At 61.0% G+C, this 20,509-nt stretch carries 15 protein-coding genes and 1 pseudogene; 11 read left to right on the forward strand and 5 right to left on the reverse strand.

The features are described from left to right. Nucleotides 1–231: 231 nt before the first annotated feature. Nucleotides 232–2,487 carry an LTA synthase family protein gene (locus tag ACTG2G_RS21225; protein WP_407956826.1) on the forward strand — a complete coding sequence of 752 codons (2,256 nt, stop codon included), beginning with the start codon at nucleotides 232–234 and terminating at the stop codon, nucleotides 2,485–2,487. Nucleotides 2,488–2,579: 92 nt separating this feature from the next. On the opposite strand, the gene aroG is transcribed toward ACTG2G_RS21225, so the two are convergent. The 5 genes from aroG to ACTG2G_RS21250 form a co-directional block, all read right to left on the reverse strand. Next, nucleotides 2,580–3,635, reverse strand: coding sequence for a 3-deoxy-7-phosphoheptulonate synthase AroG (gene aroG, locus ACTG2G_RS21230; protein WP_042080388.1), 1,056 nt, complete (start codon nucleotides 3,633–3,635; stop codon nucleotides 2,580–2,582). A 220-nt stretch (nucleotides 3,636–3,855) separates the two neighbouring features. Beyond that, a complete protein-coding gene (gene aroA / locus ACTG2G_RS21235; protein ID WP_439985835.1) occupies nucleotides 3,856–5,139 on the reverse strand; it encodes a 3-phosphoshikimate 1-carboxyvinyltransferase in 1,284 nt (427 codons plus the stop codon). A gap of 226 nt (nucleotides 5,140–5,365) precedes the next feature. Next, a complete protein-coding gene (gene serC, locus ACTG2G_RS21240; RefSeq protein WP_139405421.1) occupies nucleotides 5,366–6,454 on the reverse strand; it encodes a 3-phosphoserine/phosphohydroxythreonine transaminase in 1,089 nt (362 codons plus the stop codon). Between the two features lie 225 nt (nucleotides 6,455–6,679). Beyond that, complete coding sequence (locus tag ACTG2G_RS21245) at nucleotides 6,680–7,606, reverse strand: electron transfer flavoprotein subunit alpha/FixB family protein (RefSeq protein WP_216978614.1); 927 nt, start codon at nucleotides 7,604–7,606, stop codon at nucleotides 6,680–6,682. Then, on the reverse strand, nucleotides 7,603–8,355 hold the full coding sequence (locus ACTG2G_RS21250) for an electron transfer flavoprotein subunit beta/FixA family protein (protein ID WP_439985836.1): 753 nt from the start codon (nucleotides 8,353–8,355) through the stop codon (nucleotides 7,603–7,605). Before ACTG2G_RS21250 ends, ACTG2G_RS21245 begins: the two co-directional genes overlap by 4 nt. Nucleotides 8,356–8,524: 169 nt before the next feature. Between ACTG2G_RS21250 and ACTG2G_RS21255 the strand changes: the two genes are divergently transcribed. The 10 genes and pseudogenes from ACTG2G_RS21255 to ACTG2G_RS21300 all read left to right on the forward strand — a co-directional run bounded on the left by ACTG2G_RS21255 (nucleotide 8,525) and on the right by ACTG2G_RS21300 (nucleotide 20,493). Continuing rightward, on the forward strand, nucleotides 8,525–10,168 hold the full coding sequence (locus tag ACTG2G_RS21255; RefSeq protein WP_439985837.1) for an electron transfer flavoprotein-ubiquinone oxidoreductase: 1,644 nt from the start codon (nucleotides 8,525–8,527) through the stop codon (nucleotides 10,166–10,168). Nucleotides 10,169–10,193: 25 nt separating this feature from the next. After that, a pseudogene (locus tag ACTG2G_RS21260) lies at nucleotides 10,194–10,274 on the forward strand (4Fe-4S dicluster domain-containing protein); the annotation flags it as partial. Nucleotides 10,275–10,673: 399 nt separating this feature from the next. Then, nucleotides 10,674–11,621, forward strand: a complete 948-nt coding sequence (corA, locus tag ACTG2G_RS21265; RefSeq protein ID WP_005337059.1) for a magnesium/cobalt transporter CorA — start codon at nucleotides 10,674–10,676, stop codon at nucleotides 11,619–11,621. 150 nt (nucleotides 11,622–11,771) lie between these two features. Beyond that, nucleotides 11,772–12,248, forward strand: coding sequence for a DUF2919 domain-containing protein (locus tag ACTG2G_RS21270; RefSeq protein ID WP_216953818.1), 477 nt, complete (start codon nucleotides 11,772–11,774; stop codon nucleotides 12,246–12,248). A gap of 310 nt (nucleotides 12,249–12,558) precedes the next feature. Next, complete coding sequence (locus tag ACTG2G_RS21275; protein WP_100653541.1) at nucleotides 12,559–13,008, forward strand: hypothetical protein; 450 nt, start codon at nucleotides 12,559–12,561, stop codon at nucleotides 13,006–13,008. Nucleotides 13,009–13,012: 4 nt separating this feature from the next. Further along, nucleotides 13,013–16,003, forward strand: coding sequence for a YncE family protein (locus ACTG2G_RS21280; RefSeq protein ID WP_429203870.1), 2,991 nt, complete (start codon nucleotides 13,013–13,015; stop codon nucleotides 16,001–16,003). After that, a complete protein-coding gene (locus tag ACTG2G_RS21285; RefSeq protein WP_421385925.1) occupies nucleotides 16,003–16,842 on the forward strand; it encodes an FTR1 family iron permease in 840 nt (279 codons plus the stop codon). Before ACTG2G_RS21280 ends, ACTG2G_RS21285 begins: the two co-directional genes overlap by 1 nt. A 102-nt stretch (nucleotides 16,843–16,944) precedes the next feature. Continuing rightward, a complete protein-coding gene (locus ACTG2G_RS21290; RefSeq protein ID WP_421385926.1) occupies nucleotides 16,945–18,369 on the forward strand; it encodes an FAD-dependent oxidoreductase in 1,425 nt (474 codons plus the stop codon). A gap of 34 nt (nucleotides 18,370–18,403) precedes the next feature. Next, complete coding sequence (locus ACTG2G_RS21295) at nucleotides 18,404–18,964, forward strand: hypothetical protein (RefSeq protein WP_323968625.1); 561 nt, start codon at nucleotides 18,404–18,406, stop codon at nucleotides 18,962–18,964. Between the two features lie 158 nt (nucleotides 18,965–19,122). Then, complete coding sequence (locus tag ACTG2G_RS21300; protein WP_421385927.1) at nucleotides 19,123–20,493, forward strand: hypothetical protein; 1,371 nt, start codon at nucleotides 19,123–19,125, stop codon at nucleotides 20,491–20,493. Nucleotides 20,494–20,509 lie beyond the last annotated feature (16 nt).

Genomic DNA, 20,509 nt, shown 5'->3' on the forward strand with positions numbered 1-20,509 from the left:
GAGACTAAACAGCAGATCCCTCCCAAGCCAGTGGCAAAACCCCATGATGACGCTTTCATCACATATTCCGAACAACCCCTCGATCGGGATCACAATTTGCAAGGTTGAGCTGTAACCAAATATTCATTAAGTGGTCATTAAATTGACAAGCTGAAACAAGGCCCGCACCATCGGGTCAAACTCTATGCGGATGAACGATCTCTCCCTCACTCGCTCAAAGGATGAGCTTATATGAATCGCCCCTCCTCAGGCCGCCCCCGCGTCCTGAGTCTGCCCTCTCTGCTGCTTGCCCTGCTGGGCGGATTGCTGCTGCTGACCCTGTTGTTGCCGCTGATCAATCCCGGCAGCTGGCTGGGCCGTGCCCAGCCGCTGGTGCTGGGCCCCGCCGACAATCCGCTGGCCACCCTCACCCGCCACGCCCTGCTCTATAAAAGCGACAGCCGCGGCCTCTATCTGGTGGTGCGCAGCCAGTGGCAGTTGCGAGGGCCATTGCAAGCGGGGGACAAGGTACGGGTAGAGCTGCTCAACGACAAGGGGGAGCGGATTGACCAGCTCAGTCAAGCGGTGGATAAGCGTCAGGTGTGCCGCAATAACCGCTGCTCGCTGGATCTCAACAGCACCCTGCGCGCCCCGGATGATGCGCTGGCCAGCCGTTATCAGCTGCGCATCGGTCTGCTGCTCAAGGATCGCCCCGAGAGCGGCGATTTCAGCCAGATCCTGCAAACCCTGCCGGAGCAGGGCTTCAACCTCACCTATCTGGTGGTGAGCCTGACCCTGGTGCTGGCCCTGAGCGCCGCCGTGCTAAAAACGGTGCTGCCAAAGCTGCGCCGCAGCCTGCGCTGGCGGATCATCGGCAGCCTGCTGCTTGGCAACCTCACCTTCGTGTTGCTGCACGGCTTCGTAGTATTCAAGCTGGGGGAGTTTCTGCTCTGGTCAGGCTTTCGCCCAGAGCACTACTATCTCGCCTGGGGCAGCATGGTGCTGGGCTGGAGCCTCTGCGCGCTGGCGGGCTTCAACCTCTATATGGGGCTGGTCTTTACCGCGCTTTCCGGTATAGGCCTGCTGGCCAACTTTATGAAGATCGCTATCTACGGCGTGCCGCTCGGCGGGGACGATTTTGGCAACCTGCTGGCGCTGCTGCGGATCCTGCTCGACCAGCACCCCATCCTGCCCATCTTCACCGTGTTGCTGGCACTGTTTCTCTGCTGGCGCTTTGCCCTGTCACGCTGGGTATTGCGCACTGCCGCCGCCACCGTCGCCTTCTTTGCCCTCTGCGTCTTTGCCACCCAGACCGGCAACAAGCTGCTGGGGGCCAACATTCGCTACGTGGATCGCGCGGTCAACTACCACAGGGACATCATCCGCTCCGGCCCCGGCCTCTATCTGTTCAATCTGGTGGACGAGATGCTGCAGAGCGGCAGCGTGTTTCGCTACCCCTTGCAGATCAACGAGCTGGCCCCACAGCTGAGCTATCCGCCTCAGGGCATAGCGCCACGCTGGGATCTGGTGATCGTGCTGCAATATGAGTCGCTCTGGCTCGACTGGAAGGGGCGGATCTGCGCACCGGCTCCCACCCTCTCCCTGCCCGCCAGCGTGCAGCAGTGGCAAAAGACCATCCACTCCCCCACCACCGGCGGCATGACGGTGCTGGCGGAGTTCGAGATGAACACCGGCCTGCCGGTGGGCTTGCTCAAGCAGGGGGTGGTGCCCTACTACTACCTCTCTGAGCAGGTGCCGGGGCTGGCCCAGAGCGCCAGACAGAGCGGCTACCAGACCCTGTTCGCCCACCCCTATGTGGAAAAATTCTGGGGCCGCGCCAAGGCGATCCCGGCGCTCGGCTATGAGGAGCGCTGGTTCGACACCCGCTTCACCACCCTCGAGCACAAGGGGCTCTATATCTCCGATGATGCGCTGATCGACCACATACTCAAGCGCAGCGAACAGGATGACAAACCGCTGTTTGCCTATGCGGTCACCATGCAGGGGCACGGCCCCTTCGATGGCCCCCGCTATCAGGGGCAGGAGCGCAGCGGCGCCTGCCCTAACCAGAGCGAGAGTGACACCCAGCTGCTCAACACCTACTACACAGGGGTGGTGGATGCCATGGCCTCGCTGGAGCGACTGCTCAAGACCCTAGACCAGTCGGACAAGCGCTATCTGGTGGTGGCCTTTGGCGATCACCAGCCGTTTTTGATGTCTGCCGGCAAGGGGATTCACGGTGACAAGCCGGCGCGCGATGCCACCTACCAGATCCCCATGATGGCCTTCACCCGCGCCGATGATCCCCTCAATCTGGCGACCCAGTTTGCGCCGGTGCGCCAGCTCTACCAGATGGGTCAGGCTACCCGCCAGCTGCTGGCGGGGGATATCACCCCCATCGAAGAGAAGCCCCTGCTCCATCCGGTGCTGGGCGAGGAGAAAGGGTTCGACCCTTCAAGCCTGGTGCCGCAGATCCGCGCCAGCTTCAGGCCCGATGCCCTGCCCTGAGCCTTAAGCCCCGCAACACGAATAGATGAGGCCGCAATAGCGGCCTCTGGTTATTACTTTCTCTTTGTCACTGCGACTGCGAAATCCCGTCTTTAGCGGGCGTTGCGGGTTGCGACGGCATCCGCCAGGTTGCGCAGCAACACTTCGGTATCAGCCCAACCGATGCAGGCATCTGTGATGCTCTGGCCGACGGTGAGTTCACACCCTTCCACCAGATCCTGACGGCCTTCCACCAGATGGCTCTCCACCATCACACCAAACACCGCCTTGCTACCGGCACGCAGTTGGCCAGCCACATCCTCGGCCACCACCATCTGGTTCTTGAACTGCTTGCTGCTGTTGGCATGACTAAAGTCGATCATCACCTTCTGGGGCAGACCGGCCTTCTCCAGCCCCTTCACAACTTCGCTGACATGGGCCGCGCTGTAGTTCGGCTCACGACCACCACGCAGAATGATGTGACAGTCCGGGTTGCCGCGGGTCGCCACGATGGCGGAGTGACCGTATTTGGTGACCGATAGGAAGTGGTGCGGCGCACTGGCAGCGCCAATGGCATCGATGGCAACCTTGATGGTGCCGTCAGTGCCGTTCTTGAAGCCCACCGGACAGGAGAGACCGGAGGCCAGCTCGCGGTGTACCTGGGATTCGGTGGTACGGGCACCGATCGCGCCCCAGCTCATCAGATCCGCCACATATTGCGGGGTGATCATGTCGAGGAACTCGGAGGCGGTTGGCAGTCCCATGTCGTTGAGATCCAGCAACAGCTTGCGACCAATGCGCAGACCGTCGTTGATCTTGCAGCTATTGTCGAGGTACGGATCGTTGATCAGCCCCTTCCAGCCCACTGTGGTGCGCGGTTTTTCGAAGTAGACCCGCATCACGATCTCCAGCTGATCTTTCAGCTCGTCGCGCAGCGCCTTGAGGCGCTTGCCGTACTCCAGCGCGGCAACCGGATCGTGGATGGAGCAAGGGCCAATCACCACCAGCAGACGATCATCTTCGCCAGCCAGGATATTGTGAATGGCCTGACGGGATTCAAAAACGGTGGACGAGGCCACCTCGGTAGCCGGAAACTTCTCAAGCACCGCAACCGGGGGTAATAACTCTTTGATTTCACTGATACGAACGTCGTCGGTTTGATGCTGCATGACAAGGCTTCCTGCTAGATGACTGCGATTAGGAAATCTCAACATAGCCCGCGACAGGGCATGTGTAAATAGGAAATTACAGCAATCACAAAACTATTTTATATATCAATCTTGCAAGTTATTGAAATGATGCTAGGCGAAATGGAAGTGCGGATGAGGAAGGCATAAAGGCCCGCTCAGCGCGGGCCCGAAGCGTCTGTGATGACGGGTTTGTCAGTGATCAGCCACGCTGGCTGATACTGGCCAGCTTGTCGAAGTAATCCGGGAAGGTCTTCGACGTGCACTTAGGATCATTGATGGTGACCGGGGTATCCGACAGCGCCACCAGCGAGAAGCACATGGCGATACGGTGATCGTTGTAGGTATCAATCTCGGCATGCTTGAGCTGGGTCGGCGTGGTCACGGTGATAAAGTCATGCCCCTCCTCCACTTCGACGCCCAGCTTGCGCAGCTCGGTCGCCATGGCGTGCAGACGATCGGTCTCTTTCACCCGCCAGTTGTAGATATTGCGAATGGAGGTCGGCCCCTCGGCAAACAGCGCGGCAACGGCGATGGTCATGGCCGCATCGGGAATATGGTTCATGTCCATATCCACTCCGTGCAGCGGTGCCTGCTCCGCCTCGATAAAATCATCGCCCCAGGTGATGCGCGCGCCCATCTTCTCCAGCACGTCGGCGAAGTGGATATCACCCTGAATGCTGTGCTTGCCGATGCCGGTGACCCGCACCTTGCCCTTGATGGCGCCCGCTGCGAGGAAGTAAGAGGCGCTGGAGGCATCTCCTTCCACCAGAAAGTCACCCGGGCTGATGTAGGTCTGGTTGCCCTTGATATAGAACAGCTTGTAGTTGTCGTGCTCGATGACCACCCCGAACTGCTTCATGATGTGCAGGGTGATGTCGATGTAGGGCTTGGAGACCAGCTCCCCCTTGATGTGGATCCGGGTATCACCCGCCGCCATCGGGGCTGCCATCAAAAATGCGGTCAGAAATTGGCTGGAGACGGAGCCATCGACGTGTACATCGCCGCCCCACAGCCCCTTGGCATCCACCACCAGCGGCGGATAACCATCGTGTTTCAGGTACTGGATATGGGCACCCGCTTCACGCAGAGCATCCACCAGATGGCCGATGGGACGCTCTTCCATGCGCGGCTCGCCGCCCAGAGTATATTCACCTGAGCCCAAGCACAGCGCGGCGCAGAGCGGGCGCATGGCGGTACCGGCGTTGCCGAGGAACAGATTGACCGGCTCTTTCACCGCAAAGCTGCGACCCAGACCCTGCACGGTACACTCGGTCTTGTCGGCGGAGAGCTTGTACTTGACCCCGAGTTGGGTCAGCGCAGCCAGCATATGACGAATGTCATCGCTGTCGAGCAGGTTGGTCAGACGGGTGGTGCCACGAGCCAGCGCCGCCAACAGCAGCGCACGGTTAGAGACACTCTTGGAGCCGGGCAGATTGACCTCACCAGCCACACGAGAAATGGGTTCCAAACGCAACGAATTCATAGACTTCCTGTGCTATCTCAAAAATAAACGCCTGTCCGGACGTTAACAGCCTGCGTCCCGCTCGGCAAGGGCACTTTCAGGGGAAATCGCACGGCAAACGCCAGCGCGCTGGTTCTGTTGAAAAAATGACGCCGGGTATCCCCGGCGTCTTGAATCACTGCGATAGCTGGAAGCAGCTCACGGGTTGTCACGAGAGGCCACCAGCAAACACATAGGGGCTCTGTTCTCAGCCGTTGCGCTTGGCAAAGTCATCCATAAAGCTCACCAGGGCCTTCACCCCCTCCAGCGGCATGGCGTTGTAGATGCTGGCGCGCATGCCACCGACAATGCGGTGCCCCTTGAGGGCCAGCAGGCCGGCCGCTTCCGATTCTGCCAGGAACTGCTTGTCCAGCTCGGCATTTTTCAGCTGGAACGGGATGTTCATGCGCGAACGGCAGCTGACATCAACCTGATTGCCGTAGAAGCTCGACTGATCGAGATAGTCATAGAGGAAGTCGGCTTTCTCCTTGTTGCGCGCTTCCATCGCCTCGAGGCCACCCTGTTCTTTCAGCCACTCGAACACCAGACCGGCCAGATACCAGGCGTAGGTGGGCGGCGTGTTGAACATGGAGTCGTTCTTGGCAGTCAGCTTGTAGTCGAAAATCGAGGGCACATCGGCTCTCGCCTGATCCAGCAGATCATCGCGCACGATGGCAATGGCAAGCCCGGACGGCCCGATATTTTTCTGGGCACCGGCATAGATGATGCCAAAGCGGCTCACGTCGAGAGGACGGGAGAGAATGGTGGAGGAGAGATCTGCTACCAGCGGCACCTCGCCGGTAGCCGGGATGTCGAACATCTCGATGCCATCAATGGTTTCGTTCGGGCAGTAGTGAACATAAGCCGCATCGGCGCGAAACGCCGGGGTCGGCAGCAGGTGAGAGATCCCCTGCTCGTTCTTGGCAACCCCCTGGAAGGTCTGGATATCGCCATACTTTTTGGCTTCATCCACCGCGCTCTGGGACCAGACGCCGGTCAGCAGGAAGTCCGCCTTCTTGTTGGCGCCGCCCAGCAGGTTCATGGGCACGGCGGAGAACTGACCGCGGCCGCCACCGTGCATGAAGAGCACCTTGTAGTTGTCCGGCACCGCCAGCAGCTCGCGCAGATCCGCTTCGGCCTTCTCGGCCACCGCCATGTAGGGCTTGCCACGATGGGAAAGCTCCATGACCGAGGCTCCCAGCCCCTGAAAATTACAAAATTCGCGCTGGGCGCGCTCCATGACTTCAACCGGCAGCATGGCGGGGCCGGCGCAGAAGTTGTAAATCTGTTTGCTCATGACGCTTTCCGTGAGTGGATGAGAGTAATCGATGACTTGTCAGGTTTTACACAAGAGCAGCCAGCGGATCAAAGGCTTTTTGGGAGCTGGCTCAACCTTTTACCGTCATTCTGCCTCCCCCTTGCAGTAGAAAAAGCCCTGAACGGGTCAGGGCTTGCAGGGAACATGCACAGAAATGGCGGGCAGAGCGCATAAACGACCACAGCTCAGCCATTTCTGACAAATTTACAGTTTGGCGGTGAGCTCCGGCAGAAGAGTGAAGAGATCCCCCACCAGCCCGTAGTCCGCCACCTGAAAGATGGGGGCATCGCTGTCCTTGTTGATGGCCACGATCACCTTCGACTCCTTCATCCCCGCCAGATGCTGAATGGCACCAGAAATACCAACCGCGATATAGAGCTCGGGCGCCACCACCTTGCCGGTCTGTCCCACCTGCAGATCGTTGGCGACATATCCCGCATCAACAGCGGCTCGCGATGCCCCCACGGCGCCGCCCAGCTTGTCGGCCAGCGCTTCTATCAAAGCAAACTGCGCCTTGGACCCCAGTGCCCGGCCACCGGAGACCACCACCCGGGCGGCGGTCAGTTCGGGCCTGCTGGAGCGCACCGCGCGGCGCTCGACCAACCGGGTACGACCAGCGAATTCGGGCACGGCCAAGCGTTCGATGAGAGCCTGCCCGCCCGTCGCCGCCTTGGCAAACGCGGTGGCCCGCACCGTCATCACTTTGACGGGCGCCGAGCTTGCCACTCTGGCAATGGCATTGCCCGCATAGATGGGGCGCAGGAAGGTGTCGCTACTCTCGATAGCCGTCACCTCGGAGAGCATCTCCACCCCGAGCCGGGCCGCCACCTGTGGCAGCAGCGCCTTGCCCATGGCACTCGCCGCCATCAGGCAGTGGCTGTAACCTTCGCACCAGCTGGCCAGCAGCTTGTCCACCCCATCCAGCAGCCCGTCGGCCAGCAGGGGATGTTCGGCAAGCAACACCTTGTCGACGCCGCTGAGGGCTGCCGCCTGTTCACCCGCCTCGGTCAGCCCCTGACCCAGCAACAGCAGGTCAACCTGACCGCCGATGGCTCCGGCGGCGGTGACCAGTTGTGCCACGTTGTCGGCCAGATGGCCCTGATGATGTTCGGCAATGATCAGCACGCTCATGACAGCACCTTCGCTTCGTGTTTGAGTTTGTCCACCAGCTCGTCCACCGAGCCCACCTTGATCCCGGCGCTGCGGGCTGGCGGCGCCATCACCCCGAGCAAACGGGTCTGGTTGGCCACCTCAACGGCGAGTGTCGAGAACGGAGCGCTATCAAGCGGCTTGCGCTTGGCCTTCATGATGTTGGGCAGCGAGGCAAAGCGCGGTTCATTCAAACGCAGATCGGCGCTCACCACCGCAGGCAACGGCATGCGCAGGGTCTCGAGGCCACCGTCGATTTCGCGGGTCACCAGCAGTTCCCCCGCTTCCACCTTGAGGGCTGACGCACAGGTCGCCAGCGGCCAATCATTGAGGGCAGCCAGCATCTGGGCCACCTGATTGTTGTCAGAATCGATGGACTGCTTGCCGAGCAGCACCAGATCCGGCTGCTCCTGCTCACACACCTTGTGCAAGGCACGGGCGACAGTGAGCGGGGTGAACGTCTCGTCGGTGACATAATGCAGCGCCCGATCCGCCCCCAGCGCCAGCCCATGGCGCAGTTGCTCGGCGGCAGCGTCAGGGCCGAAAGTCACCACTACCAGCTCGCTGGCGATACCCGCTTCCCGCAGCCTGACCCCCTCCTCCACCGCAATTTCACAAAAGGGGTTGATCCCCATCTTCACATTGGCCAGCTCCACGTCGGAGCCGTCTCCCTTCACCCGGATCTTGACGTTGTAGTCGACTACCCGTTTGATTGCGACCAGCAGCTTCATGGGGTCATGCCTCGTCTCTTTGGATTGAATTCATTAGTGTGCCTCTGCGTTTGTTGCAGTACGCTCTTCCCTGATTTTTTGCTTTTTCTTGCTCAGCTTTGCTTACAACTACTTTACGTTTACGTAAACTACCAGCATTACCCTAGGCCAACCAGAGCGCAGAGGCAAGATGGAACGGGAAGCAATGGAATTTGATGTCGTCATCGTCGGCGGCGGACCGGCGGGGCTCAGTGCAGCCATCGCCCTGAAACAGCAGGATGCCACTCTCTCTGTCTGTCTGCTGGAGAAGGGGGCGGAAATTGGCGCCCATCTGCTCTCCGGCGCCCTGTTTGATCCCGTCGCCTTGCAAGAGCTGCTGCCGGATGGCTGGCAGCAAGCGCCGCTCGGCGTGCCGGTCAGCGACGATCAGGTTCATCTGCTGCAAAGCGAGCAACGTTCCCTGCAACTCCCCGCCTGGGCGGTACCGCCCCGGATGCACAATGAGGGCTGTCACATCATCAGCCTCGGCAATCTCTGCCGCTGGCTTGGCCAACAGGCGGAAAAACTGGGAGTCGAAATATACCCGGGATTTACCGCCAGCGAACTTATCATGGAAGCGGGCCGGGTCAAGGGGGTCATCACCGGCGATCTGGGGCTGGATCGGGTGGGCAATCCGAAAGCAGATCATGTGCCCGGCATGGCGCTGCTCGGCCGCTACACCCTCTTTGCCGAAGGGGCCCGCGGTCATCTCGGCAAGCAGCTGATCGCCGACTTCAACCTAGCAAGCCCTGCCCAGCCCCAGCACTATGCCATCGGCTTCAAGGAGCTGTGGCAACTGCCTGCTGGCCAAGGCAAGGCGGGACAGGTGCTGCACGGCAGTGGCTGGCCCCTTGGCAAGCAGGGGGGCGGCAATAGCCACGGTGGCTTCTATCTCTATCACATGGAGGGGGATCAGGTGGCGGTCGGGCTGATTGTCGATCTCAACTACCAGAATCCCTGGCTCAGCCCGTTCGACGAATTCCAGCGCCTCAAGCATCACCCGCTTATCGCCGGCGTGTTGCAAGATGGGGAGCGCATCAGCTATGGCGCCCGCGCCATCACCAAGGGGGGCTGGCACGCCCTGCCCCGCATGCACTTCCCGGGCGGCCTGCTGATCGGTTGTAATGCGGGCACTCTCGACTTTTCCCGGATCAAGGGGATCCACAACGCCATGAAGTCCGGCATGCTGGCGGCAAAAACCGTCGCGATGGCCCTGCGGGGGGGCGATGAAGGGGGCCGGGATCTGGCCCAGTATGGTGACGAGCTGCACCAGAGCTGGCTGGCCCGCGAACTCAAGGCGGCGCGCAACTTCGGCGCGGCTCTTCATCGCTATGGTCCCTGGTTGGGCGGTGCCTTCAACTGGCTGGAGCAACGGCTGTTTGGCGCAAACTCGCCCTTCAAACTGCTCGATAAGGCTCACGATTACCGTCAGCTGCGCGTGGCCAGCCGCTGCGAGCCCATCCATTACCCCAAACCCGATGGCAGACTGAGCTTTGACAAGCTCTCGTCTGTGTATCTGGCCAACACCAGTCACGACGAGGATCAGCCTTGCCACCTCAAGCTGCAGGACGAGCGCATTCCGGTCGAGGTCAATCTGCCCACCTGGGCCGAACCCGCCCAACGCTACTGCCCGGCAGGGGTGTTTGAAGTACTGGAAATGGAAGGCGCGGCCAAACTGCAAATCAACGCAGCCAACTGTATTCACTGCAAGACCTGTGACATTAAAGATCCCAGTCAAAATATCATCTGGACACCGCCACAGGGGGGCTCCGGGCCCAATTATCCGAATATGTGATGGAACGGCAATGCCAAGATGCGGTGACATCAAAGATACTCAGTCCCAAAACATCGTCTGGACACCGCCACAAGGAGGATCCGGGCCCAACTATCCCAATATGTGATGGAATACGGCGATGCCAAGATGCGGTGACATCAAAGATACTCAGCCCCAAAACATCGTCTGGATACCGCCACAGGGGGCTCCGGGCCCAACTATCCCAATATCTGATGAAGCGGGGTAGCGGCAACAAGCAGCCCCAGCTAGCCCTCCCCCAGCCAAAGGCGGGTTCTACCCCGCATAGCCGCTCAGGTGCTCCGACCTCGCTGGTTTTTTGAACAAACAAGCTGAATCCCTGATGAATAGCCCCTGACAAGCGCGGCCCGCCCCTGTATAGTTCGCCGCATTCAGGTTTTCCATCGGCCCGATCTGCTTATCCACGGGATCGCCTTCTGCTGCGATCTAAGGCCGCATGACCTGTGCAACCATCCCTGATTACCCATGACTTTTTAAGGGGGGACAGATGATCACCGCCTACATTCTCAACAACAAGGTGCTGGACATAGTCACGCTCGGGCCTGACGACATAGTACCTGACAACACGGTCTGGCTGGATGCCTACAAGCCGGACACGGCAGAGCGAGAATGGTTGACGGGCCTGTTCCTGGAAGAGGTCCCCGACAAAGAAGAGCTCGACGACATCGAAGCATCCGCCCGTTTCTACTGGGATACCGATGGTCTGCACATTCACTCCCTGTTTCCCCAGCGGATCGGTCGTGACACCAAGGGTGTCCACGTCTCCTTTACCCTGCGCAACAACCTGCTGATCAGCATTCGTGAAGATGACATCGGGCTGGTACGCCTGCTGCGCCACTACATGCGCCAAGATCGGCTTGAAGTGGAGGATGCCCTCGACATCCTGCTGGAGGTGCAAAACCTCAAGGTAGAGTACCTTTCCGACCTTATCGAAGATGGTTACAAAACGTTGGAAAACACCGCCGATCAGATCTTCGAGCCGGATCAGATCAACCCCATGTTGAAAGAGTTGATGGCACAGGAAGAGGCCAACGGCCAGATCCGTCTCTCTCTGCACGATACCCGCCGCGCCCTGCGTTTCCTCAAACGCAGCCTGCGCCAGCGCATGAGCCTTGAGCAGAACAAGTGGATCGACGAGATGCTGCACGACGTGGAATCTCTGTTGCCCCACACCCAGTTCCTGTTCGACAAGATCAACTTCCAGCTGGAGGCCTCCATGGGGGTGACCAATCTGGAGCAGAACAAGGTGATCAAGATCTTCTCGGTAGCCGCCGTGATCTTCCTGCCGCCGACCCTGATCGCCAGTATCTACGGCATGAACTTTGGCCGCATGCCGGAGCTCGCCTGGGAGTATGGTTATCCCATGTCACTGGTGCTGATGGTGATGTCATCGCTCGGCACCGGCCTCTTCTTCAAGCGCAAAGGGTGGCTGTAACGCCAGCCGCTCGGCACAAGACAACTTTTCGCGGATTGGGGGGCATGGCCCCCCGATTAATTCCCGCTCTCTCCCGCGCCTTGCAAAGGGCTCGCCTTCGCCCCATATCCCTTGCATCACTTGCACTCTATGAATGGATATCGGGCAACCATGACCCTCTACCCCGAACATCGATATGACGATCACGGCCAGTTGCGCCCTCCCCTCTGGTTCTGGCCCATCGCCCTGTTGCTGACCCGCTCGGTCTGGCTGTTTCTGATGGCCGGCGTCACCCGCGAGAGCGGCAGCGAGATCCTGACCCTCTTTTATCCGGACAAAATCACCCTCTACATCAGCCTGCTGACCGACGTACCCGCCATGCTGGCGTTGCTCGCCTGCGGGGGCACCTATCAGCAGACCCAGAGCATTCGCGCCAGACTCCGGCGCCACAGCCCGCTGCTGCTGCTCTGCTCTGCCGTCAGCGGCCTGCTGATGCAGTTGCACAGCCTCAATCTGCAGAAGTGGTCATTCAGCTGGCCCACCGCACTGGTGCTGGTCGCCAGCCTCTGGTCACTCTGGTATCTGCTGCGCAGTCGCCAGCTACGGGAATATGCTGCTGATGATCCTCATCAGGAGTCGAACATCTAGCCAAGCTTTAGCTGCAATCAATTGAAATAAATATAAAAAGCCTCTTGGTGAGCTGAACACCCACAACAAGCCAGACGCGCGATCATAACCCCGAGCCGCAAGCGGCCCCGTTGTCGAGGAACGGCTGCGCCCGCACTCTCGCCCCATAGGTGGCGGCCAAGCGGATAAGGGATTATCAATAGCCGTGTTCGGTCACCCCGTTCATTCAGGCTTGATTCATTATCAATGGAATTGATAACACTTTTCATTACTCTTACTGCGTTATAAACTTGCTCCCCCCGGGCGGCCCCGCCCGGGTGCTGGAGCCTTTATGACAAGCCTTTCTCTCTCACCCCGACAATTCTGGCAGTGGCTGGCCTACCACCATCAGGCCGCCGAGGGCACCCTCTATCTGATGTTCTTCTCAGGCCTGCTGCTGTGGGAACCGCTGACCCCGCTCTGGTCGCTGGCACGCTGGAATCTGTTTTTCCATGTGATGCTCTCGCTCACCCTGTTCCCCCTGCTGTTTGGCGCCTTCTGGCTCTCCCATCGCAGCTTGTTGAACCGCAGCAACAAACCCTTTTTACGCACCACGGGGCGGATTATTGAAGCCCTGCTGCTGATCTGTCTGGCCAGCGGCCTGCTGCTGGTGCTGCACGGCACTCCGGGCGATGCCACGGGCAACCTCGCCAGCTGGGCCCACTGGCTGAGCGCGTTGGCGTTAACTCCTCTGGTGCTGCGCCACGCCTGGCGCTGGACCATCTTGAAATGGCGATCCTGATCCCATGTTGAAGTCATCGTTCTCTGCATATTTGTCACCCCTGCTGGCACTCGTCCTGCTGCTGACCAGCCCCTTCGCGTTTGCCCAGCAGATGGGTGCCGGGATGATCGCCTATGAGGAAGGGAGCGCCCCGCGCCTCGTCACCGCCAACCTGAGCACAGGATCGGTCACCCTGCTTGAGCGCGATAGCGGCAAGCGGCTCAAAGAGGTGCAGCTGGGAGGCGATCTGCGCCAGCTTGCCCGCGCCGATGACGGCACCCTGCTGGTCACCGACTACAGCGGCGATCGCCTGCTGCTGCTGGATGATGATCTCGATCTGGCAAAGGCGATCCCCACCGGCCATCGCCCCTACGGGGTCATCTTCGATGCCAAGCGGCAGTGGTTCTGGGTCACGCAGTTCGAATCCGCTCGCCTGCAGGCCTATGACACCACAGGCAACCTCAAGCTGGATGCAGAAACCGCCGAGACTCCCCGTGGACTGGCCCTGACCGACGACGATCGCCTGCTGCTCACCCACGCCATGACCGGCCAGCTCGCCATCTATGATCTCGCCAAGCTTGGCCACGGCGCCAAGGGATCTTCGCTTCCCAAGCCCAAACTCATTACCCTGGCCGAGACCCATAGCGACACGCCGAGCGACTCCCAGGGATTGCCGCGCCTGCTCGATGGCATCGCCCTCTCCCCCGATGGCAGCGAGGCCTGGCTGCCCCATGTGCTGTGGAGCTTCGATCACCCCTTCCAGTTTCAGAGCACCGTCTTTCCGGCCGTCTCCATCATCGATCTCGATGAGGAGAAAGAGCGGGTCGATGAAAGAAAACAGCTCTTTTTGCAGATCAACCTGCCAAGCGTCGGCAACCGCAGCCAGATCGTCTCCAACCCCTTCGCGGCGCGCTTCACCGCCGATGGCAAGCGGGTCTATCTGACGCTGGCGGGCTCGGAAGATCTGCTGGTGTTTGATCTCTCCCGCAGCGGCAAGTCCAACAACAACCGCCACCGCCGCAAGAAGTTTCAGGGGGGCGCCAAGGCGACCCAGCTCTTGCGCCACCTGCCGGGCCAGAATCCGCGGGACTTGCTAATCGATGGCGACCATATTCTGGTGCACAACGCCATGGGGCAGGATCTCACCCGCCTCAATAGCGGCGGCAGCGGCCCGTTTGCCCGGGTCACCGTCGATGTGCCCCACTTTGCCAAGCTGGTAGAGACGGATCCCCGCCCCGCGCCGCTTCAGCGCGGCGAGCGGCTGTTCAACTTGGGCAACACAGCGTCCAACTCACGCTTCCCCATGGCGGGGGACAACTGGATGAGCTGCAACTCCTGCCATCTGGACGGGTTCAATTTCACCAACCGCTATCTGATGGCGGCCCATCGCCAGAAGAGCGGCGACAACGCCATCAACGGCCACGCCAACCTCACCAACATGGTGGCGGGGGATTTTGTCGGCGAATACCTGCGCATGACCCAGCAGACCCAGGGTGGCATGGGCCATGACACCCGCGATGGGGCCGAGGCAGTTGACCCCGCCAAGCCCCAACCGGAAGTGAAAGCGATGATGGAGGACTTGCACGCCTTCGTCACCGCCGATGGCAACCTCCCCTATCTTGCCAACTGGCTGCGGCTCGATGCACCGCGCACCGATCCCGCCAAGGCGCCGACCACTCACCCGAAAGAGTGGCTCAACTCCGCCTCCTGCCAGAACTGCCACAGCCAAGCGTTCAAGGACTGGAGCGAGAGCAACCACCGGCTGATGGGCAACTCCCACCCCTACTACAAGGTGGTGCAGGCGTTGGCCCGCGAAACCGAAGGGGAAGCGTTCGGCCAGTGGTGTCAGGGCTGCCACATGCCCCAGCAGGTAATGAACGGCCAGCAGGATCTACCCAAGGGCTCCCACATGTTCGAGCAGGGCGGCGCCTCGCTGATTGCCGCCCACAAGGCGGGTGAACCTGTGGTTGAGGAAGGGACCGGCTGTGTGCTCTGTCATCGCATCACCAAAGTGGAAGATGCGGGCGGCAACAGCGCCTTTACCGTGAATTTGAAAGACCGCGAGAGCTATGTGTTCGAGGATGCCGCGGGTGGCAGCCTTAAGCACTGGCTGGCCGAGCGGCAGATCAACGCCCGTCCGGCGGCCCACAAAGCCTCCTATCAGAAGGATTTCTACCGCGATGCCGCCCTGTGCAAGTCGTGCCACAACGAGTTTGCCCCGGGCTCCGGCGCCAATATCGTCAACACCTGGGACGAGTGGGAAAAATCCAGCTTCGCCAAGGCCGAGGATCCCGCCAAACGGCGCACCTGCATCGACTGCCATATGAACCCGGAGCCGGGCAATGGCGGCGCGCCGGTGACGGGCCAGTCCACCGAAAACGGCACCATGAAAGCCCGGCTCTATCGCCACAACTTTACCGGCGCCCAGCACCAACTGGTGGGGCTGCGCAATCCCGACCTTGAACAGGAGAGTCTGGCGCTCTTGCGCTCCAGCGCGACCCTCTCCGCCCGTATCGAACAGGCGGCCGATAGTCAGCGGCTGGTGGTGCGGGTCGCCAATACCGGCGCGGGCCATGCCCTGCCCACCGGGGTGGCCGATTTTCGTGAACTCTGGCTGGAGCTGACCGTCACCGACGCCAACGGCAAGGTGGTGCTTGCCAGCGGCCAGCCGGTGGATGGTGCCGTCCCTGAGAATGCGAGACTGTTTCGCAAAGTGTTCGGCGATGCCGAGGGCAAGCCGGTGGGGCTCAAGTTCTGGCGCTACGCCAAACTGCTGGAAGATACCCGCATTCCGGCCGATGGCTGGCGCGATGAAGCCTGGTCGCTGCCCGCAGAAGCCCAAGGGCCCTTCAAGGCCGATATCAAACTCAATTTCCGCACCTACCCCAAGTGGGTCAATGATGCGGTGCGCGCCGCCGAGCCGAGCTTGCCGGAGCCACCCATAGTGCAGCTAAATCGGTTGCAACTTACCCTGCAGCCTCTCCCCGTCACGCCCGCTACGGAGCCTCAATCCTGATGTTTGCAAGTTTTCTGATTACCCTGCGCGAGGGGCTGGAAGCCTTCCTGCTGGTCGGCATCTGCCTCTCCTACCTCGCCAAGCTGGGGGCGAGCCGCTACAACAAGTTCATCTATCTGGGGGTGGGGCTTGGCCTTATCGCCTCACTTGTCGTCGCCTTCCTGTTCCAGGTGGTGGTGAGCCAGTTCGAGAGCGAGCGCTACAACCACCTCTTGATGGCGGGGATCCTCATCTTCGCCACTCTGGTGCTCACCTATATGGCGATCTGGATGCAAAAGCAGGCCAAATCCCAGGTGGGGGCCATGACGGCGCGCATCGATGCGGTCATCGATGGCGGCAACCTGTTTGGGCTGGTGCTGCTCGCCTTTCTGGCGGTGATGCGCGAAGGGTTTGAAACCGTGCTCTTCTTCTCCGCCCTTCTCTATTCGGGGCAAGGGGTGGATCTGCAATCCGGCCTGATGGGTGCGCTGGCGGGGCTGCTGGTCTCCATCGCGCTGGTGTGGGGGCTGCTGCGCTCCACCCGCAAGGTGGCGCTGGCGCCTTTCTTCCGCTGGACCGGCCTGCTTATCATCATCATCGCCGCAGGCTTGCTCTCGTCCGCCGTCAACATGTTGCAAGCGGCAGAGATCATCACCTTCTGGACCACGCCGGTGTTCGACATCAGCCACATTCTCGACGATCAGGGGGTATTTGGTACCTTCCTGCGTGCCCTGTTTGGCTACAATGCCTCACCCGCTGGCTTGCAGCTGCTGACCTGGGCCCTCTATCTGGCGATCTTCGTTACCCTCTGGCAGCGCAGCTATCGCCCGCAGGTGAGCGCCGCGACTAGCAAAGGCTGAGCCAACACGCCATGTGGCAACAAAGCCACGGGGTAACAACACTATTCGGGAGCCGCGCCTTGGCGCGGTTCCCTTATCTATCAAGCAGTTTCGGAATAGGTCATGAGCGATAACAACAAGAAAAGCATTGCAGTGCTGGGTGCTGGCCCCGCCGGTTTGATGGCGGCCTGGCGCCTGCGCTGCGCCGGTTTTGCAGTCACCCTGTTCGAGCAGGAGCCGGTGGTCGGTGGCATGTGCGCCACCCAGACCTTCAAGGGGCGCGATGGGGAGTATCGCTTTGACTACGGCGGCCACCGCTTTATCACCAAAAACCCCGAGCTGCTCGCCTTTATCGACGAGCTGATGGGGGACGATCTGCTACACGCCGAGCGCAAGAGCGTGATCCGCTTTGGCGGGCGCACCTATGACTACCCATTGAACCTGCCCAACCTGCTCAAGACGGCGCCGCTCTCCCTGATGGCCGGTGCGGTGAAAGACTTGCTGCTGTTGCCCTTTAGCAAGAAGCCGGACGATTATGCCAAGGCGAGCTTTGCCGAGTGGATCCAGAGCCACTTTGGCCGCACCCTCTATCGCCAATTCTTCGAGGGCTACACCGGCAAGCTGTGGGGCATCAACCCGGACAAGCTCTCCGCCGACTGGGCCGGCCAGCGCATCAGCCTGATCGATCTCAAAGACGTGGCGCGCCGCCTGTTGCCAAGACGCAATGGCAGTATCTCGGTGCGCACCTATGCCCGCAAATACCGCTACCCCAAATATGGCTTCGGCCAGATCTTCACCACTCTGGGGGAGCGGCTGGTAGCCGAAGGGGTGGAGCTCAAAACCGGCGCCACCATCACCCGCCTTGAGCAGGCCGATGGCCACATTGAACGGGTTTATTGGAAACAAGATGATGTTGAGCAGAGCGAGCGCTTTGATCAGGTGATCTCCACCCTGCCGCTGCCGCTCACCTGCCAGCATCTTGGCTTGCCGTGCGACCTGCACTACCGATCCCTGCGCTTCATCAATATGCCGCTCAAGCAAGAGAACCTGTCGGACAACACCTGGCAGTACCTCTCCGACCCCCATATTCTGGCCACCCGTCTGCAGGAGCCGCGCCGCCGCAGCCCCTTTATGGCGCCCCAGGGCCAGACCTCGGTGATGCTGGAGATCCCATGCAACCCAGGCGATGCCACCTGGCAGGCGCCGCTCTCTGATCTGCGCGGTCGGGTTACCGCCGATCTCGCGAGCCTCGGTGTCGATACCGCCAAGCTTGGCGATGAAACTTTTGAAGCGCGTAGCGAATACGCCTATCCGCTGATGGATCTCGGCTATCAGGCGCGCCGCAACGAAGCCATCAAGGCGCTGATGCCCATCACCAACCTCATCATGACCGGCCGTCAGGGGACATTCCGCTACATCTTCACCGACACCGCCATGGAGATGGGGATGATGGCCGCCGACATGGTGATCGACGGGGTGGACAGACGTCACGCCATCTTTAACCATCGCAACGAAAATACCGTGATTGAAACCCAGAGCGTGGCCTGATGGCCGCGCCATTGGCATAAGTAAGGAGAACAGGATGACCATCCGCCCGGGTTTACTCGCCCTCACCCTGCTGCTGGCCATGAGTGGGCAGGCGCAGGCTTACTCCTACGCCGCCGCCGGCAAGGAGCCACTGATCGACGCCCGCGAGGCGCTGCTGGGCGCCGCCACTGACGGCAAGGATGCCAGCGCCACCTTGAGCGAGATTGCCGACGAGCTGACCTATCTGGAACAGCACCACAAGGTGGCGCTGCAAGGGCCGCTGGCCGCCGCCATCAAGGCCAAAGACGCTGCCGCCACCGCCGCCCTGCTCAATCGCGCCTACAAGGCGGAGATCGAGCGCCGCCTCGAAGGGGCCAGCCAGAATCTTGGCGACTACCAGACCGCCAAGGTGCTGGTGGTCAAGAGCAAGCGCTTCCTCGACTTGATCCTCCCATCACTCAATGAAGGGGATCGCAAGGCAGCCGAACAGGCGCTGGCCAAGGTGCTCGATGCCATCGGTAACCCGGGGGTATTCGGGGTGGGCGCCAAGCCCGCCGATGCCACCGCCTTTAGCGATGCAGAAAAAGCGCTGATGGCCGTGCTGGCGCCGCTTTGATGGCTACCCGCCAATCATTGCGCCATCTCGCTGTGACAAACGGTGGGTTTCGCTGCGCTCTACGCCCCCTACGCACGGCCTACCGATAAATGCACCCGGACGCTGGTTTGCCCCCTTCTCCCCTTGCGGGAGAAGGGCTGGGGATGAGGGGTAAGGTAATGGCCCGGCGTTGGCCTTCCCCCTGCTCCACCACCATTTGGCTGCTCATTCTGCTGCAACTGGCTTGGCTTTGCTGGCTGCTGGCCTTTCCGGTAGCCCTCGATTCCGACGATGCCCTCAATTTCGCCCACGGGGTGACGCGCTTTAGCGTGCTGGAGTTCTCCCCCCACTTTCCGGGCTACCCCGCCTTTATCTGGCTGGCGCGGCTGATCAATCTGGCGGTGGACGATCCGGCCCACGCGGTGCAGTGGGCAAGTCTGCTCGGGAGCAGTTTGCTGGCGCCGCTCGCCGCCTTGTTGGCGGTGAAGCTGTGGCAACGGCCAAGCCTGCTCGCCCCCGTCTGGTTGCTGGTACTGGCACTGCCGCTCACCCCGACGCTGGCGCTCTCCAGCCTTTCGGACGGACCCGCGCTCGCCGCCTGGCTCGGGACGCTGCTGGCCTTGCAGCAGCGCAGAATTGCGCTGGCGGGTCTGCTGCTGGGCCTTATGCTGGCACTGCGCCCCTCCTATTTTGTGCTGGCGCTGCTGCCCCTGTGGCTCGGGCTGGCGCAGCAGGGCACGCGCGTCAGGTTTGTGCTCCCCATCGTGCTGGTGGGGCTTATCAGCCTGCTGTTTGTCTGGCAAGCCGATGGCTGGGCCTATTTCAGCGAGGGGCGGCGCTTTACCGACGGCCACTTTACCCTGTGGGGCAACACGGCGGCGGCCCACGGCGATCGGCTGCTGAGCTGGGCGCGCACCTTCAACGATCAGCTGACCCCGCTCTGGCCTATGTTGATGGGGGCCTTGCTGGTGCTGCCGCTTTGGCAAAGATCAAAAAACCGCCCTGCCGCCCTCCCCCCACTCTGGACTCTCTACTGGCTCGCCCTGCTGCTCTGGACCCTGTTTGGCCAGAATCCCGACAATCCCCGCCATCTGGCCCCCGTCACCCTGCTCGGTATCGTGCTGCTGGCAGGCTGGCTGCCGCGCCGTGGCGAGGGGGTGGTCGCGGTGGCCGGATTGCTGCTGCTCGGCGTAACCTTTACCCTGCCCCGTCCACCCGCCATGGTGCAGGCAGCAAGGCTCGCAGAAAAAGCGTGTCCGGCATTGGTGACCCAGTGGGGAGTGCGGCTGCTGCGGGAGACCACAGCCTTGGCCGTCACCGATGGCTGGTACAAGGGGGATGCGGCGCTGGCACTCTCTCAGGGAGCCTGCCGCCTCAGTCGCCGCCCCATCGCCGCGAACGAAATGCCCAGCGCGGTGCGCCAGCACTGGTTTGCCCCACGCTTTGCCGCCGAGCCCGGACTCTGGCTCGCCATTCCCTCGCGGCAGACAACCCATGGGGAAAGTGACAAGAAACATATAAAGAGCACAAAAATCCGCCAAGGCAACTAAAAAAGAGGGGAACAAC

This window comes from Aeromonas sp. 55A (assembly GCF_051919665.1).
Taxonomy (GTDB): domain Bacteria; phylum Pseudomonadota; class Gammaproteobacteria; order Enterobacterales; family Aeromonadaceae; genus Aeromonas; species Aeromonas veronii.

What these genes read in the sequence shown, in the direction of transcription:
- ACTG2G_RS21225 (WP_407956826.1), top strand. Translation starts at nt 232, where the DNA reads ATGAATCGCCCCTCCTCAGGCCGCCCCCGCGTCCTGAGTCTGCCCTCT.
- aroG (WP_042080388.1), bottom strand. Translation starts at nt 3,635, where the DNA reads ATGCAGCATCAAACCGACGACGTTCGTATCAGTGAAATCAAAGAGTTA.
- aroA (WP_439985835.1), bottom strand. Translation starts at nt 5,139, where the DNA reads ATGAATTCGTTGCGTTTGGAACCCATTTCTCGTGTGGCTGGTGAGGTC.
- serC (WP_139405421.1), bottom strand. Translation starts at nt 6,454, where the DNA reads ATGAGCAAACAGATTTACAACTTCTGCGCCGGCCCCGCCATGCTGCCG.
- ACTG2G_RS21245 (WP_216978614.1), bottom strand. Translation starts at nt 7,606, where the DNA reads ATGAGCGTGCTGATCATTGCCGAACATCATCAGGGCCATCTGGCCGAC.
- ACTG2G_RS21250 (WP_439985836.1), bottom strand. Translation starts at nt 8,355, where the DNA reads ATGAAGCTGCTGGTCGCAATCAAACGGGTAGTCGACTACAACGTCAAG.
- ACTG2G_RS21255 (WP_439985837.1), top strand. Translation starts at nt 8,525, where the DNA reads ATGGAACGGGAAGCAATGGAATTTGATGTCGTCATCGTCGGCGGCGGA.
- corA (WP_005337059.1), top strand. Translation starts at nt 10,674, where the DNA reads ATGATCACCGCCTACATTCTCAACAACAAGGTGCTGGACATAGTCACG.
- ACTG2G_RS21270 (WP_216953818.1), top strand. Translation starts at nt 11,772, where the DNA reads ATGACCCTCTACCCCGAACATCGATATGACGATCACGGCCAGTTGCGC.
- ACTG2G_RS21275 (WP_100653541.1), top strand. Translation starts at nt 12,559, where the DNA reads ATGACAAGCCTTTCTCTCTCACCCCGACAATTCTGGCAGTGGCTGGCC.
- ACTG2G_RS21280 (WP_429203870.1), top strand. Translation starts at nt 13,013, where the DNA reads ATGTTGAAGTCATCGTTCTCTGCATATTTGTCACCCCTGCTGGCACTC.
- ACTG2G_RS21285 (WP_421385925.1), top strand. Translation starts at nt 16,003, where the DNA reads ATGTTTGCAAGTTTTCTGATTACCCTGCGCGAGGGGCTGGAAGCCTTC.
- ACTG2G_RS21290 (WP_421385926.1), top strand. Translation starts at nt 16,945, where the DNA reads ATGAGCGATAACAACAAGAAAAGCATTGCAGTGCTGGGTGCTGGCCCC.
- ACTG2G_RS21295 (WP_323968625.1), top strand. Translation starts at nt 18,404, where the DNA reads ATGACCATCCGCCCGGGTTTACTCGCCCTCACCCTGCTGCTGGCCATG.
- ACTG2G_RS21300 (WP_421385927.1), top strand. Translation starts at nt 19,123, where the DNA reads ATGGCCCGGCGTTGGCCTTCCCCCTGCTCCACCACCATTTGGCTGCTC.